General features: G+C 73.3%; 12 protein-coding genes. 7 read left to right on the forward strand and 5 right to left on the reverse strand.

Annotated elements, in window-relative coordinates:
- Nucleotides 1-175: 175 nt before the first annotated feature.
- Nucleotides 176-1,747, forward strand: a complete 1,572-nt coding sequence (locus DBP14_RS25415) for an alpha-L-arabinofuranosidase B (protein WP_129312089.1) — start codon at nucleotides 176-178, stop codon at nucleotides 1,745-1,747.
- 54 nt (nucleotides 1,748-1,801) lie between these two features.
- On the opposite strand, the gene DBP14_RS25420 is transcribed toward DBP14_RS25415, so the two are convergent.
- A complete protein-coding gene (locus DBP14_RS25420) occupies nucleotides 1,802-3,085 on the reverse strand; it encodes a sensor histidine kinase (RefSeq protein ID WP_129309431.1) in 1,284 nt (427 codons plus the stop codon).
- A 326-nt stretch (nucleotides 3,086-3,411) separates the two neighbouring features.
- On the opposite strand from DBP14_RS25420, the gene DBP14_RS25425 reads away from it, so the two are divergent.
- From DBP14_RS25425 to DBP14_RS25435, 3 genes are all read left to right on the forward strand, one after another.
- Nucleotides 3,412-4,287 carry a MaoC/PaaZ C-terminal domain-containing protein gene (locus tag DBP14_RS25425; RefSeq protein ID WP_129309432.1) on the forward strand — a complete coding sequence of 292 codons (876 nt, stop codon included), beginning with the start codon at nucleotides 3,412-3,414 and terminating at the stop codon, nucleotides 4,285-4,287.
- A gap of 139 nt (nucleotides 4,288-4,426) precedes the next feature.
- On the forward strand, nucleotides 4,427-5,503 hold the full coding sequence (locus DBP14_RS25430) for a Zn-dependent alcohol dehydrogenase (protein WP_129309433.1): 1,077 nt from the start codon (nucleotides 4,427-4,429) through the stop codon (nucleotides 5,501-5,503).
- A gap of 19 nt (nucleotides 5,504-5,522) precedes the next feature.
- Entirely contained in the window at nucleotides 5,523-6,482 is a 960-nt protein-coding gene (locus DBP14_RS25435) for a 3-oxoacyl-ACP reductase (protein ID WP_129309434.1), read from the forward strand.
- A 99-nt stretch (nucleotides 6,483-6,581) separates the two neighbouring features.
- Here the strand turns inward: DBP14_RS25435 and DBP14_RS36215 are convergent, their stop codons facing one another.
- Nucleotides 6,582-6,740, reverse strand: a complete 159-nt coding sequence (locus DBP14_RS36215) for a hypothetical protein (RefSeq protein WP_164992407.1) — start codon at nucleotides 6,738-6,740, stop codon at nucleotides 6,582-6,584.
- A 94-nt stretch (nucleotides 6,741-6,834) separates the two neighbouring features.
- Nucleotides 6,835-8,076: a hypothetical protein gene (locus tag DBP14_RS25440; RefSeq protein WP_129309435.1), complete on the reverse strand. Its 1,242-nt coding sequence runs from the start codon at nucleotides 8,074-8,076 to the stop codon at nucleotides 6,835-6,837.
- Nucleotides 8,077-8,261: 185 nt separating this feature from the next.
- On the opposite strand from DBP14_RS25440, the gene DBP14_RS25445 reads away from it, so the two are divergent.
- The 3 genes from DBP14_RS25445 to DBP14_RS25455 are packed head-to-tail and all read left to right on the forward strand — an operon-like array spanning nucleotide 8,262 to nucleotide 11,314.
- A complete protein-coding gene (locus tag DBP14_RS25445) occupies nucleotides 8,262-9,104 on the forward strand; it encodes a Nif3-like dinuclear metal center hexameric protein (protein WP_129309436.1) in 843 nt (280 codons plus the stop codon).
- A 10-nt stretch (nucleotides 9,105-9,114) separates the two neighbouring features.
- The gene (locus DBP14_RS25450) at nucleotides 9,115-9,858 is read left to right on the forward strand and encodes a C4-type zinc ribbon domain-containing protein (RefSeq protein ID WP_129309437.1); all 744 of its coding nucleotides are present in this window, start codon (nucleotides 9,115-9,117) and stop codon (nucleotides 9,856-9,858) included.
- A 16-nt stretch (nucleotides 9,859-9,874) separates the two neighbouring features.
- Nucleotides 9,875-11,314: a bifunctional RNase H/acid phosphatase gene (locus tag DBP14_RS25455; protein WP_129309438.1), complete on the forward strand. Its 1,440-nt coding sequence runs from the start codon at nucleotides 9,875-9,877 to the stop codon at nucleotides 11,312-11,314.
- Here the strand turns inward: DBP14_RS25455 and eda are convergent.
- Together eda and yaaA are read right to left on the reverse strand one after the other, a co-directional pair.
- Nucleotides 11,286-11,948: a bifunctional 4-hydroxy-2-oxoglutarate aldolase/2-dehydro-3-deoxy-phosphogluconate aldolase gene (gene eda, locus DBP14_RS25460; protein WP_129309439.1), complete on the reverse strand. Its 663-nt coding sequence runs from the start codon at nucleotides 11,946-11,948 to the stop codon at nucleotides 11,286-11,288. The genes DBP14_RS25455 and eda overlap by 29 nt on opposite strands.
- Before the next feature lie 72 nt (nucleotides 11,949-12,020).
- Nucleotides 12,021-12,803, reverse strand: coding sequence for a peroxide stress protein YaaA (yaaA, locus tag DBP14_RS25465; RefSeq protein WP_129309440.1), 783 nt, complete (start codon nucleotides 12,801-12,803; stop codon nucleotides 12,021-12,023).
- Nucleotides 12,804-12,832 lie beyond the last annotated feature (29 nt).

Consider the following 12,832-nt stretch of genomic DNA (forward strand, 5'->3'; position numbering starts at 1 on the left):
TCCAGCGGCTCGTTCTCGTCGTTCCACGGGTCTTGACGCGGACTCAGGATGCCAAAACAATCGCCTCTGAATTTCCCGCTATTCGTTCGGTATTTCGGCGAAGAAGGGAGTTCGGTATTTCGATCGAACGTTGTCCGGTATTTCGATCAGAGATCAGAGGTGCCCCGTGTTCCCCATAGCCCCCCGCCCGCCGCTCAGGCTCCGCCCCCACGCGCTGAGAAGCGCCGCGCTCTCCCTCCTCGCCGTCTGCGCCACCCTCGCCGGGCTGCTCCTCGGCGCCGGCGCCCCGCCCGCGGCCGCCGCGGGTTCGCTGCCCTGTGACGTCTACGGCGCCGCGGGCACCCCGTGCGTCGCCGCCCACAGCCTCGTGCGGGCGCTGTACTCCTCGTACGACGGCCCCCTGTACCAGGTGCGGCGCGCCTCCGACGGAGCCACCAGGAACATCGGTCCGCTGACGGCCGGCGGGTACGCCGACGCGGCCGCGCAGGACTCCTTCTGCTCCGGCACGACCTGCGTCATCACCGAGATACACGACCAGTCCCCCCGCCACAACGACCTCACCGTCGAGGGCGCCGGCGGCGCCGGCGCGGCCAACGTCGCCGCGCCCGCGGACGCGCTGCCGGTGACCGTCGGCGGCCACCAGGTCTACGGCCTGGAGATCTCCGCCGGCATGGGCTACCGGGACAACACCACCTCGGGCGTGGCCGTGAACGGGCAGGCCGAGGGGATGTACATGGTGACCTCGGGCACGCACGTCAACGGCCGCTGCTGCTTCGACTACGGCAATGCCGAGACCAACAACATGGACACCGGCAACGGGCACATGGACGCCATCAACTTCGGCACCGAATGCTGGTTCGCCCCCTGCTACGGCAAGGGCCCCTGGGTACAGGCCGACCTGGAGAACGGGCTGTTCCAGTCCGACGCCGGATACAGCAGGAACACCGCGAACACCGGCACCGGACCCGTCCCGTTCGTGACGGCCCTGCTGAAGAACAACGGGCAGAACCATTTCGCGCTGAAATACGGCAACGCGCAGTCGGGCGGACTGACCACCACCTATTCCGGAGGTGAGCCGACCCGGAGCGGCTACTCGCCGATGCACCAGGAGGGCGCCATCGTCCTCGGCACCGGCGGGGACAACAGCAACGGCTCCATCGGCTCCTTCTTCGAGGGCGTCATGACCTCCGGCATCCCGACGGACGCCGCCGACGACGCCGTCCAGGCGAACATCGTCTCCGCCGGCTACGGCGGCCCGACCGGCACCACCGGCACCCTGAACCCCGGCTCCGAGATCTCCCTTCGCGCGACGACCTCCTGCTGCACCGGCGACTACGTCCGGCACCAGAACGACGCGGCCGTCATCTCCCCGGTGACGTCGGGCAGTTCCGCCCTCGACAGGAACGACGCCACCTGGATCGTCCGCCGCGGCCTCGCGGACGGCTCCTGCGTCTCCTTCGAGTCCCGGAACTATCCCGGCGACTTCCTGCGCCACTTCGACTTCAAGCTGTCCCGGCAGCCCATGGACGGCACGGCCCAGTTCAGGGCCGACGCCACGTTCTGCCCGCAGAGCGGCAAGAACGGCTCGGGCACGTCGTTCGCCTCGTACAACTACCCGACGCGCTACCTGCGCCACTACGACTACAACGTCTACATAGCGAGCGACGGCGGCTCCAACGCCTGGGACAGCACAGCCTCCTGGGCCGCCGACGTGACATGGGCGGTCAGTTCGCCCTGGGCGCCGTAGCCGATCCGGCCGATCCGGCCGATCCGGCCGATCCGGCCGATCCCGCTGATCCAGCTATCCAGCCGATCCCACTGATCCGGCCGGTCCGGACGACGGCACTTCCGCCGGCTCCACCGGGAGTTCGGCGGTCACGGTGAAGCCGCCGCGCGGCGACGGGCCGGCCCGGAGGGAGCCGCCCGCCGCCGCGAGGCGCTCGGTCAGCCCCTTCAGGCCGGTCCCGCCGATGCCGCCGGACTCCCGGGGCGGGGCGACGGCCGTACCGCTGCCGTCGTCGGTGACGGTGAGCCGGACCAGCCCGGCGCTGCTCTCGACCGTGATCTCGCAGCGCCCGGCGTCGCTGTGCCGGACCACGTTGGTGACCGCCTCGCGCACCACCCAGCCGAGCAGCGCCTCCGTCTGCGGGGTGAGCGGCGTCCCCGACTGACGCACCACCGGTTCCACGCTGGCCGCCGACAGCGCCGAGCGGGCCCGGGTCAGCTCGGTGGCCAGACTGCCCTCGCGGTAGCCGGTCACCGCCTCGCGGATCTCGGTGAGGGCCTGCCGCCCCACCGACTCGATGTCGCCGATCTGCGACAGCGCGGCGTCCATGTTCCGCGGGGCCAGCCGCCGGGCCGCCTCCGACTTCACGACGATCACCGACAGGGTGTGCCCGAGCAGATCGTGCAGATCGCGGGAGAACCGCAGCCGCTCTTCCTCCACCGCGTTCCGGGCCAGCTCCTCCCTGGCCGCGCGCAGCTCCCGTACGGCCTCGGACAGGCCGAGGATCGCCGCGGTCACCATGCTGGACAGGAACGTGGCGTACGCGATGTTCACCCCGTCGGAGCCGTCGTGGTAGGCGGAGATCAGGCCCGCGTACACGGCCAGCAGGAGGCCCACCTTGCCCAGCCAGGGGCCGCGCAGCGTGGCGCCCGTGGCGAGGCCGAGCAGCGGGAACAGCGTCAGCCAGTTGCCGCCGTAGCAGAGTGCGAGCCCCGTGGTCAGCAGGGCCATCAGGAGGAGCGCCACCCGGGTGGGCACCGCCTCGCGCTTGCTCCGGTCGAAGGTGCGGAAGGTGACGTAGACGTACAGGACGCCGAAGGCGAGCAGGCCCGCGCCGCCGAGCCACGGCTCGGCGGCCTTGCCCTGCAGCACGTCGGACACCGCGCCGGAGACCATCAGCAGCCAGGGCAGCAGGGTGAACCCGGTGGGCGGCGGGCCCGGATGGTCCACCGCGGGCGTCTCGCCGTTCTTCCGGGCCGCCCGCTGCGCCGCCCGGAACCGCTCCATGTCCTCGCGCCAGCGCGCCCGCGCCTCCTGCCAGGCGGCAACCTGGCCCTTCACTCTCAGCCACCACGTCATGTCGGAATGTCCCCCGGTCAGATGGTCCCGCACCGCGCCGGTGCGAGAGCACAGCGTACGAACTCCCACGAGGCTAGGAGCGCGCGGCCCGCGCGCGGCAGAGGCGGATGTACGCAGCCGGGCGGGACAAATGTCACGGGTGCCGCCCGGCCCGCCCGCCCCACCGACTGATCTGACACAACGTCAGGAGCCTTCACAAGTGCCGAGCCCTCGGCTATACAGAGGGCGCCGGACTGGAACCCGTTCTAGATCCGCCCATGCGCGACCTCGGTGCGGCCGACGGTGCGGACGTCCGCACCGAGGTCTTGAGACCCGTCAGGAGCCCCATGCCCATCGACGCAGCCGCCGCCCTCGCCGCCGAGCCCCGGACCGGTGGGATCAGCTGGACCGCCAAGGACGTCCAGCTCTACCACCTCGGCATCGGCGCCGGCACCGACCCGGACAAGGAGAGCCCGGCCACCGACCCCGACGAGCTGCGCTACACCCTGGAGTCCCGGCTGCACGTGCTGCCGAGCTTCGCCACCGTCGCCGGCTCCGGCTCGCCCGGGGTGATCAGCGGCCTGTCCATGCCCGGCGTGGACGTCGACCTCGCCACGGTGCTGCACGGCGGCCAGACCCTCACGATCCACCGGCCCCTGCCGACCGCGGGCGCCGCCACCGCCACCGGCCGCATCGCCGCCGTGTACGACAAGGGCAAGGCCGCCGTCCTCGTGATGCGCACCGAGGTCGCCGACGCCGAGGGTCCCCTGTGGACCAACGACGCGCAGATCTTCGTACGCGGCGAGGGCGGCTGGGGCGGCGACCGCGGGCCCTCCGCCCGGCCCGAACCGCCCACCGGCGAGCCCGACCGGACCGTCGAGCGGCCCGTCCGCCCCGACCAGGCCCTGCTCTACCGCCTCTCCGGCGACCTCAACCCCCTTCACGCCGACCCGGAGTTCGCCAAGCTCGCCGGGTTCGACAAGCCCATCCTGCACGGGCTGTGTACCTACGGGATCACCCTGAAGGCGGTTGTCGACTCCCTCCTCGGCGGCGACGTGACCCGCGTGCGGTGCTACAGCACCCGGTTCGCCGGGGTCGTGTTCCCGGGGGAGACCCTGCGCGTCCGCATGTGGCGGGGCGACGGCCGGATCCAGGTGACCGTGAGCGCCGTCGAGAGGGAGGACGCGCCGGTCCTCGCCGACACCATCGTCCAGCACTCCTGAGAGGCCGTGCCCGAGAGGCCGTGCCTGAGAGGCCGTGCCTGAGGGGCCGTGCCTGAGGGGCCGTGCCTGAGGGGTCTGTGCCTGGCCGGCCCGTACCTGAGAGGCCCGTACCTGAGAAGCCCGTGAGGGGAGCCGCACCATGCGCGCAGCCGTACTGCACGAGATCGGCCAGGACAAGCTGGAGGTCCACGACGACGTCGAGGCCGTCGGCTTCGGCCCCGGCAGGGTCCGGGTCCGGATCCGGGCCACCGGACTGTGCCACTCGGACCTGTCCGCGATGAACGGCGTGCTGCCCCAGCCCGCCCCGTTCGTACCCGGCCACGAGGGCGCCGGCGAGATCATCGACGTCGGCGACAACGTCAGTCACGTGAAGCCCGGCGACCGGGTCGTCCTGTGCTGGCTGCCCGCCTGCGGCGCCTGCCCCGCCTGCAGACGCGGCCAGACCGAACTGTGCCTGGCCGGCTTCATGAACGCCGGCACCCCCAACTTCAAGCGCTCCGGCGGCGACCTGTTCGGCTTCGCGGGCACCGGCACCTTCGCCGAGGAGGTCGTCGTCGACGCGGGCTGCGCCGTGCCCATCCCCGACGACGTGCCCTTCGACATCGCCGCCCTCATCGGCTGCGGCGTCACCACCGGACTCGGCGCCGCCCTCAACACCGCCGACGTGGAGGCCGGTTCGTCCGTCGCCGTGATCGGCTGCGGAGGCGTCGGCATCTCCGCCGTGCAAGGGGCCAGGCTCAGGGGCGCCGCCGAGATCGTCGCCGTCGACCCGGTCGCCTCCCGGCGCGCGTCCGCCCTGAGGTTCGGCGCCACGAGGGCCGTGGCCCCCGAGGAACTGGCCGACGCCAAACAGCAGGTCACCGGGGGCGAGGGCTTCGACTACGTCTTCGAGGTCGTCGGCCGCTCCGCCACCGCCCGCACTGCCTACGAGAACACCCGGCGCGGCGGCACCCTCGTCGTCGTCGGCGCCGGCGCCATGGACGACCACCTCCAGCTCAACATGTTCGAGCTGTTCTTCGACGAGAAGCGCATCCTGCCCTCCATGTACGGCGGCGGCGACGTGCTGCGCTCCTACGAGCGCACGATCGCCCTGTGGCGGGCCGGCCGCATCGACCTGGAAGGGCTGATCACCCACCGGGTACCGCTGGCGGAGATCAACGAGGCACTGGACCAGATGCGCACCGGCACGGCCCTGCGCACCTGCATCGAGATCTGACGACGGACGGACACCTGCCATGACACGGACACCTGCCACGACACTGCCACTCGAAGGGCTGTCCGCCGTCGTCACCGGCGCGGGGCGCGGCCTCGGCCGGGCCGAGGCGCTGGAACTCGCCCGGCTCGGCGCGTCCGTCGTCGTCAACGACTACGGACAGCCCGGCCGGGACGGTTCCGGTGCCGCCTCCGCCGGTCCCGCCGAGGAGGTCGCCGCCGAGATCCGCGCGGCCGGCGGCCGGGCCGTCGCCCACACCGGTGACATAGCCGACCACCAACAGGCCGGGGAACTCGTCGGGTTGGCCGTCCGCGAGTACGGCAGGCTCGACATCCTCGTCAACAACGCGGGCATCCTGCGCGACCGCATGATCTTCTCCATGTCGGAGGACGAGTGGGACACGGTGATCCGCGTCCACCTCAAGGGCCACTTCAACACCACCCACTTCGCGGCCGCGCACTGGCGGGAGCGGTCCAAGGCGGCCGGGGCGCCGGTGTACGGCCGGATCGTGAACACCTCCTCGGAGGCGTTCCTCGCGGGCTCCGCCGGACAGCCCAACTACGCGGCGGCGAAGGGCGGGATCGTCGGCCTCACCACCTCCACCGCGCTCGCCCTCGCCAAGTACGGCGTCACCGCGAACGCGATCTGCCCGCGCGCCCGCACCCGGATGACCGAGGACGTCTTCGCGGGCTTCCAGGAACCGGACGCAGGCCGCCTGGACCCCCTCGCCCCCGAACACGTCGCCCCGCTCGTCGGCTACCTGGCCTCACCGGCCGCCGCCCCGGTCAACGGCCAGCTGCTCGTCGTCCACGGCGGCATGGTCGCGATCGTCGAACGGCCCCGGGTGCGGGCGAAGTTCGACAGCAAGCAGGAGACGTTCGGCTACGGCGAACTCGACGCGCTGCTCACCCCGCACTACGCGGACCGGCCGCCGGGGGAGACGTTCGCCGCCGCCGAGGTCCTCGCGCTCAAGCGGGAGTGACGGGGGTGACAGGGGTGTCGGGAGTGACCCCGGGGTGACACAGGTGAGGGGGCGTCCGCCGACCGGTGGACGCCCCCTCATGTGTGACCTGTACGACCGTCAGACAGCCGCCTCGGCCTTGTCGTCCGCCGGCTTGCGGTGCCGGCCGCGCGGGCTCGACTCGTCGTCCTGGGCCGCGACCGGACCCCGGTGCCGGCCGTGGCCGTCCACGTCGGAAGAGCCGGCAGACAGCGGTTGCGTCGTGCTGGTGTCGCTCATCGGAAGAATTCACCCCGTCAACATGATCTCTTACAGCCGGGCGAGTGTAACCGGCACACCTCGGGCCGAATCCAGGCGGGCACGCCGACCGGTGCTACTTCGTTACAAGTCCCCCCAATGGCGCCTGCTGCAACGGCACGGGACGCCTCGCGGCGGGCCCCGGCGGGTCCCTGTCCGCCGGTTCTTCGGACACGTCGGGGACCGGGGCCGGAGCCGGGGAAGCGCCGGACGCGTCGGCCTTCCCGCACGCGTCCCCCACGCCACCCGTCTCGGCCGGCGCCGTCAAGTCCCCCATACCGCAAGGGACCTCTTCCGCACCGCACCGCACCTCCGCCACACCGCACCGCACCTCCTCCGTGGCGTACGGCAGCCGCAGCACCCCGTCCCGCGTCCACAGACCCGCCCCCGTCAACCAGCCGTCGGGCGCCGGAAGGTGACGGACCCGCCCCCCGGCCGGCCGCCACACGCCGACCCAGCTGCCGAACGGCCCGTCGATCCGCAGCGCCACCGAGCAGCTCTCCGGCATCAGCACCTGCCCCGGCTGGATCGCGAACGGTGTGACCGCGCAGTCCGGGACGCGCAGGCTCTCCGGGGAGCGCACCGGCAGCGTGCTGCCGAGCACCCCCCAGCCGAGCCGTGCCCGCCCCGGGGACGGCGCGTCCGAGGAGATGAGCAGCAGCCCGCTGTCGGGATCGGCGAGCAGCAGCCGGTCGTCGCTGCCGGCCGCGATCTGCAGCAGCGGCGAGAGTTCCCCGCCGCGCTCCAGGTCCAGCACCACGGTCTTGGTCCGGCCGCCCAGCTCCCGGTCCAGCGCGAGCATCCGGCCGGCGCGGTCCAGCCACACCCCGCCCGAGCAGTGCCCCGGCACCTCGGTCAGCCGCTCCGGTCCGAAGGTGCCGCCCGCCACCAGCCACAGCGCCGTGGTCCGCGGGCCCGCGGCGAGGGCGTAGGCCCGCGTGCCGTCGGGGGCCGGGGGCAGCAGCGTCAGCCGGGTGCCGGGCTCCGGGCACTCCACCGCGCCCAGCGGCAGCTCGCCGGTGCCGGGCCCGGTCGGGTACAGCAGGGAGAACGCGTGCCGCTGCTCCACCAGCCGGTGGATGAGCACCCGCCCGTCGCCCATCGGCTGCACCTCGGTGCCGGGCTCCTCGGGCTGGTTGCCGGGCAGCGGCACCGCGTACGGCTCCGGGCCGTCCAGCGTCCAGCGCTCCGGGAACCAGGAGTCGCCGTCCCGGGCGAGGCGGGCGCCGTACGCGCCGTCCGCCGTGATGGCGCACCCGGCCTCCGGCGCACCGTCACCGGGAGCCGCTGACGGGGGTTCGATCGCACAGGCCGTCATGGTTCGGTCACCTCCGGCGACGAAGCTAGTTTTCGTACGCACGGGCGTGGGACCGGCCGACCCCACTTCACACATACGGGTGGTGCAGAAGCGATTCAGCTGAGGGTGCGGGGGCGGGTGTGCTGAGCCCGAGCGGTACGCCGGACGCGGTACGGCACCGCAGGACAGCCAGGTAGCCTTGGCCCGTGCCCCGTCTGTCTGAAGTCATCGCCGCGCTGGAGAACCTGTGGCCCGCCGAGCGTGCCGAGTCCTGGGACGCGGTCGGCACCGTCGTGGGCGACCCCGACCAGGAGATCACCCGGGTCCTCTTCGCCGTGGACCCCGTAGGGGAGATCGTCGACGAGGCGGTGAAGCTCGGCGCCGACCTGCTCGTCACCCACCACCCGCTCTACCTGCGCGGTACGACGACCGTGGCGGCGTCCACCTTCAAGGGCCGGGTCGTGCACACGCTGATCAAGAACGACATCGCGCTGCACGTCGCCCACACCAACGCCGACACCGCCGACCCCGGCGTCTCGGACGCGCTCGCCGGAGCGCTCGACCTCCGCGTGGTACGACCGCTCGTCCCGGACCCCACCGACCCGGCCGGCTGCCGGGGCCTCGGCCGCGTCTGCGAGCTGGACCACCCGCTCACCGTGCGCGAGCTGGCCGCCCGCGCCGCCGAGCGGCTGCCCGCCACCGCTCAGGGCATCCGGGTGGCCGGCGACCCCGAGGCGCTCGTCCGCACGGTCGCCGTCAGCGGCGGGTCCGGCGACAGCCTCTTCGACCACGTCCGCGCGGCCGGCGTGGACGCCTTCCTCACCGCCGACCTGCGCCACCACCCCGCCTCCGAGGCGGTGGCCCACAGCCCCCTCGCGCTGCTCGACGCGGCGCACTGGGCCACCGAGTGGCCCTGGTGCGAGCTGGCCGCGAGCCAGCTCGACGAGATCTCCGACCGCCACGGCTGGGACCTCAGGGTCCACGTCTCCAAGACGGTCACCGACCCCTGGACCGCCCACGCGGCGTCCACCGCCACCGACAACCAGTAGGAGCCCCCAACTGAACGCCGCGCCCGCCGACCAGATCCGACTCCTCGACGTCCAGGCCCTCGACGTCCGCCTGCAGCAGCTCGCGCACAAGCGGAAGTCGCTGCCCGAGCACGCCGAGATCGAGTCGCTGACCAAGGACCTCACGCAGCTGCGCGACCTGCTCGTGGCCGCGCAGACCGAGGAGAGCGACTGCGCCCGCGAGCAGACGAAGGCCGAGCAGGACGTGGACCAGGTGCGCCGGCGCGCCGCCCGCGACCAGCAGCGCCTGGACTCCGGCGCGGTCACCTCGCCGAAGGACCTGTCCAACCTCCAGCACGAGATCGCCTCCCTCGCCAAGCGGCAGGGCGACCTGGAGGACATCGTCCTGGAGGTCATGGAGCGCCGCGAGGGCGCGCAGGAGCGGGTCGCCGAGCTGACCGAGCGGGTCGGTTCCGTGCAGTCGAAGATCGACGACGCGACCGGCCGCCGGGACACGGTGTTCGAGGAACTCGACGCCGAGGCCTCCTCGGTCACCAAGGAGCGCGAGGTCATCGCCGGCTCCGTCCCCGCGGACCTGCTCAAGCTGTACGACAAGCTGCGCGAGCAGCAGGGCGGCATCGGCGCGGCCAAGCTGTACCAGCGCACCTGCCAGGGCTGCCGCCAGGAGCTGGCGATCACCGAGCTGAACGAGATCCGCTCGGCCGCGCCGGACACCGTGGTCCGCTGCGAGAACTGCCGCCGCATCCTGGTGCGCACGGCCGAGTCGGGTCTGTAGCCGGGGGCCCGGGCCGGTGCGGGAGTTCATCGTCGAGGCCGACGGCGGGTCACGGGGCAACCCCGGGCCCGCCGGCTACGGCGCGGTCGTGATCGACGCGGCGACGGGGGAGACCCTGGCGGAGGCCGCCGAGTACCTCGGTGTCGTCACCAACAACGTCGCCGAGTACCGCGGCCTCCTCGCCGGCCTGAGCGCCGCCCACGCCCTGGACCCCATGGCCCGCGTCCACGTCCGCATGGACTCCAAGCTGGTCGTCGAGCAGATGTCGGGCCGCTGGAAGATCAAACACCCCGACATGAAGCCCCTCGCCACCCAGGCCCGAGCCGCCCACCCCCCGACCCACGTCACCTACGAGTGGATCCCCCGCTCCCAGAACACCCACGCGGACCGCCTGGCCAACGAGGCGATGGACGCGGGCCCACCCCCCGGCACGGCAACCACTCACGCCGCCGGCGCAACCACGGCCACTCACGCCGCCGAAACCGCGACGGCGGACAGCGCCGCCCCCGAGCAGGCCCCCCCATCCCCGCTAGCCGCCGGCAGCGCCGCCGCCGAGTCGGCCTCCCCACCCCACGCAGCTGCGGGCAGCGCCGCTGCCGAGCCGCCCACCTCACCCCACGCAGCTGCGGGCAATCGTGCCGCTGGGGCGGCACGGGTGGGCGCAGCGGCACCTCACAGCGAGCAGCACCCATCCCCCCCGACCGACCCGCACCAGCACACCCCGGCCCACCGGAACCCCGCCCCAACCACCTCGCACCAGCACACCCCGGCCCACCAGAACCCCGCCCCGACCCAGTCCACCCGGGGTTGGTCCAAAGCCCCGGACCTCGGCGCCCCCACCACCCTCGTCCTCCTGCGCCACGGCGAAACCCCCCTGACCCCCCAGAAACGCTTCTCCGGCAGCGGCGGCACCAACCCCTCCCTCTCCGACGCCGGCCGCGACCAGGCCCACCGCGCCGCCACCGCCCTCGCCGCCCGCGGCACGATCCAGGCCGTCGTCGCCTCCCCCCTCGCCCGCACCCAGGAGACCGCCCGCATCGTCGCCGCACGCCTCGGCCTGGACGTGGAGACGGACGACGGCCTCAGGGAGACCGACTTCGGCGCCTGGGAGGGCCTCACCTTCGGCGAGGTCCACACCCGCCACCCCGACGACCTCACCGCCTGGCTCGCCGACCCGGAGGCCCACCCCACCGGCGGCGGCGAGAGCTTCGCCGAGACGGCCGTGCGCATCGCCGCCGCCCGCGACCGCCTGATCGCGGCTCGCGCCGGCCGCACGGTCCTCCTGGTCACGCACGTCACCCCGGTCAAGACCCTGATCCAGCTCGCCCTGGGCGCCCCACCGGAGTCCCTGTTCCGCATGGAACTCTCGGCGGCCTCCCTCTCGGCCGTGGCCTACTACGCGGACGGCAACGCGAGCGTCCGGCTCTTCAACGACACGTCCCACCTGCGCGCCTAGGCGCGCCCAGCGCCGCCGCGGCCCGCGCCAGCGCCTCCACCCGGCCCCAGTCCCCGGCGGCGACGGCGTCCGCCGGCACCATCCAACTCCCGCCCACACACCCGACGTTGGGCAGCGCCAGGTACTCGGGCGCGGTCGTCGGCCCGATCCCGCCCGTCGGGCAGAAGCGGGCCTGCGGCAGCGGCCCGGCCAGTGACGTCAGATACGCCGTCCCGCCCGCCGCCTGCGCCGGGAAGAACTTCATCTCCCGCACCCCGCGCTCCAGCAGCGCGACCACCTCCGAAGCGGTCGACACCCCGGGCAGGAACGGCACCCCGGCCCCCCGCATCGCCGCCAGCAGCGCGTCCGTCCACCCCGGGCTGACCAGGAACCGCGCCCCGGCGTCCACGCACCGCGTCACCTGCTCGGGGGTGAGGACCGTGCCCGCACCGACCACCGCGTCCGGTACCTCCTCGGCGATCGACCGGATCGCGTCCGGCGCGGCCGGGGTCCGCAGCGTCACCTCGATCGCGGGCAGCCCGCCGGCCACCAGCGCCCGCGCCAGCGGTACGGCCCGGGAGGCGTCGGACACGACCACCACGGGCACGACGGGCGCGAGATCCAGCACGGAGGCAGCCGAAGGGGAGGGCGTCATGCCCTCATCGTGCCGAGCCGCTGCACCACCCGCAACGAACGTTGCACATACTGCAATGCCCGCTCGATGTGCTCAGTGGATCTCGTCCACCAGCACATCCAGCGCCCACGGCTTCCCGTCCTTGCCCGGCGCCTCCGCCTCCACCACGTACCCCAGGTCCCGCAGCGCTTCCACCAGCTCCGCCGGCTTCTTCGGCGCGGTCCCGGCCGACAGCAGGCTCCGTACGATCCGGCCCTTGGTCGCCTTGTTGAAGTGGCTGACGACCTTCCGGGTCGGCGCGTGCAGCACCCGTACGGTCGCGGTCCGCCCGGCGACCTCGCCCTTCGGCTTCCACGCCGCCGCGTACGCCGCCGACCGCAGGTCCAGCACCAGCCCGCCGCCCGCGGCCTCCGGCAGCACCTCGGCCATCGGCGCCCGCCAGTGCCCCGCCAGCGCGCCGAGCCCGGGCAGCTTCACGCCCATCGAGCAGCGGTAGGAGGGGATACGGTCCGTGACCCGCACCGCCCCCCACAGCCCCGAGAAGACCAGCAGCGAGCCCGCCGCCCGCCGCTTCGCCGCCGCGTCCAGCGTGGCCAGGCCGAGGGCGTCGTACAGGACACCGGTGTAGATCTCCCCGGCGGGCCGCGCCCCGGCCGTCCGGAGTCCGGTGTTCTTCGCGACCTCCCCGCGCAGCCCCTCGCTCAGCCCCAGCACCTCACGCGCCTTCTCCTCGTCGGCGGCGCACAGCTCGACCAGTTCGTCGAGCACGGCCTCCCGCGCGGCCGAAAGCCCCGGCAGGGACAGCGACTCGGGCTTCAGCGGGGCGCCCTTCCCGGAGGGCGCCTTGCCTTCCGAGGGCGGCAGCAGGACCAGCACCAGGTACTCCTTCTCTTCGGCTCAGCGCC

Origin of the sequence: Streptomyces sp. L2 (assembly GCF_004124325.1) — a bacterium.
Lineage (GTDB): Bacteria > Actinomycetota > Actinomycetes > Streptomycetales > Streptomycetaceae > Streptomyces.

Bases quoted from the DNA above. Each gene is read 5' to 3' on its own strand.
- DBP14_RS25420 (WP_129309431.1), bottom strand. From the start codon at position 3,085: ATGACGTGGTGGCTGAGAGTGAAGGGCCAGGTTGCCGCCTGGCAGGAG.
- DBP14_RS25425 (WP_129309432.1), top strand. From the start codon at position 3,412: ATGCCCATCGACGCAGCCGCCGCCCTCGCCGCCGAGCCCCGGACCGGT.
- DBP14_RS25430 (WP_129309433.1), top strand. From the start codon at position 4,427: ATGCGCGCAGCCGTACTGCACGAGATCGGCCAGGACAAGCTGGAGGTC.
- DBP14_RS25435 (WP_129309434.1), top strand. From the start codon at position 5,523: ATGACACGGACACCTGCCACGACACTGCCACTCGAAGGGCTGTCCGCC.
- DBP14_RS36215 (WP_164992407.1), bottom strand. From the start codon at position 6,740: ATGAGCGACACCAGCACGACGCAACCGCTGTCTGCCGGCTCTTCCGAC.
- DBP14_RS25440 (WP_129309435.1), bottom strand. From the start codon at position 8,076: ATGACGGCCTGTGCGATCGAACCCCCGTCAGCGGCTCCCGGTGACGGT.
- eda (WP_129309439.1), bottom strand. From the start codon at position 11,948: ATGACGCCCTCCCCTTCGGCTGCCTCCGTGCTGGATCTCGCGCCCGTC.